This is a genomic window from Cellulomonas septica, from assembly GCF_012396155.1.
GTDB classification, from domain to species: Bacteria; Actinomycetota; Actinomycetes; order Actinomycetales; family Cellulomonadaceae; genus Cellulomonas; species Cellulomonas septica.
In genome coordinates this window covers 1-1,929 of sequence record NZ_JAAXOY010000664.1, presented here as the reverse complement: position 1 = coordinate 1,929, position 1,929 = coordinate 1, and the positions used below count along the sequence as shown (strand labels likewise).

General features: G+C 75.5%; 1 protein-coding gene. It reads left to right on the top strand.

The features are described from left to right. Nucleotides 1-47: 47 nt before the first annotated feature. Nucleotides 48-1,898 carry a phospho-sugar mutase gene (locus HGA02_RS17875; protein ID WP_168680598.1) on the top strand — a complete coding sequence of 617 codons (1,851 nt, stop codon included), beginning with the start codon at nucleotides 48-50 and terminating at the stop codon, nucleotides 1,896-1,898. The last annotated feature ends 31 nt before the right edge of the window (nucleotides 1,899-1,929 follow it).

The following is a 1,929-nucleotide window of genomic DNA, read 5'->3' as shown; positions in this document are numbered from 1 at the left end:
GGGACCTTCGGCGGGACCTTCCGCGGCGCTTTCAGTACGTTGGCCCCATGACCGGCGACGTGGTGTGGGCGGACCTCGAGGCGCAGGTGCAGGCGTGGATCGACGACGACCCTGACCCGCGGACGGCGCAGGAGCTGCGCGACCTGCTGACGACGGCCCGCACCGGGCCCGTGGGGCTCGCGCCGGGGCAGGAGCCCGACCCGACGCAGCGGCAGGCGCTCGACGCCCGACGCCTGGCGCGCAACGAGCTCGCCGACCGCTTCCAGGGCCTGCTGCAGTTCGGCACGGCCGGTCTCCGCGGACGCCTCGCGGGCGGTCCGCACCGGATGAACCGTGCGGTCGTCATCCGCGCCGCGTCGGGCATCGCGGACTTCCTGATCGGCGAGCTCGACGGCGTGACCCCGCCGCCGCGCGTGGTCGTCGGCTACGACGCGCGCCACAACTCGCGGCAGTTCGCGCTCGACACCGCAGGCGTGCTCACCGCAGTCGGCATCGAGGTCCTGCTGCTCCCCGAGGAGCTCCCGACGCCCGTGCTCGCGTTCGCGGTGCGCCACCTCGACGCCGACGCCGGGATCATGGTCACCGCGTCGCACAACCCGCCGCAGGACAACGGCTACAAGGTCTACCTGGGCGGTCGCGTCGTCACCGACGGCGGGCAGGGCGCGCAGATCGTCCCGCCCACCGACACGGCGATCGCCGCCGAGATCGCGCGCGTCCCGTCGGTCGCGTCGGTGCCGCGTGCCGACCACGGCTGGACCGTGCTCGGGCCCGAGGTGCTCGACGCCTACGTCGGCGCGGTCGTGGGTCTTGCCGACCGCTCCCCCGAGGCCCGCGCCGCGGCCAAGAAGCTGCGCGTCGTGCTCACGCCGCTGCACGGCGTCGGCGGGAAGGTCGCGCAGCGCGTGCTCGCCGCCGCCGGGTTCACCGACGTGCTGCTCGTGCCCGAGCAGGAGTTCCCGGACCCCGACTTCCCGTCCGTCGCGTTCCCGAACCCCGAGGAGCCCGGCGCGATCGACCTGGCCGTCGGCATGGCGGGCGACGAGAACGCCGACCTCGTGCTCGCGCTCGACCCCGACGCCGACCGCTGTGCCGTCACGGTGCAGGACCTGCGCACCCGTTCCTACCGCGGTCCCGACACCGCGGGCGCCGAGGGCTGGCGCATGCTGCACGGCGACGAGACGGGCGCGCTCCTCGGCGACCTCGCCGCGCGTCGTGCCGCCGCCGCGGGCACCGACCACGCCGTCCTCGCGAGCTCGATCGTGTCGTCGCGCCTGCTCGGCGAGATCGCCACGAGCGCCGGGCTGCGGCACGCGCAGACCCTCACGGGGTTCAAGTGGATCTCGCGCGTCGCCGGGCTCGTGTTCGGCTACGAGGAGGCGCTCGGCTACTGCGTCGACCCGCTGCACGTGCGCGACAAGGACGGCATCTCGGCCGCGCTCACCGTCGCCGGGCTCGCGGCGTCGCTCAAGGCGCAGGGCCGCACGCTCGTCGACGCGCTCGACGACCTCGCGCGCACGCACGGCCTGCACCTCACCGACCAGGTGTCGGCGCGGTTCGCGGACCTCGCGGACATCGCCGCGACCGTGCAGCGGCTGCGCGAGGCACCGCCGCAGCGCATCGCCGGGGTGCACGTGACGTCGGTCGTGGACCTCGCCGCCGGCACCGACGACGACCGCGACGGGCTGCCCCCGACCGAGGGCCTGCGGCTCTTCACGTCCGACGGGACGCGCGTCGTCGTGCGCCCCAGCGGCACCGAGCCCAAGGTGAAGTGCTACCTCGAGGTCGTCGAGCCCGTCCCCGCGGACGCGGACCACGAGGCCGTGGGCCACGCACGGCGTGCGGCCCGCGAACGCCTGGACGCGGTCGCCGCGGACGTCCGCTCGGTGCTCGGGCTGTAGCTCGCGGGGCGCGGCCCTCGACCCGCCCGTG

Bases quoted from the DNA above. Each gene is read 5' to 3' on its own strand.
- HGA02_RS17875 (WP_168680598.1), top strand. From the start codon at position 48: ATGACCGGCGACGTGGTGTGGGCGGACCTCGAGGCGCAGGTGCAGGCG.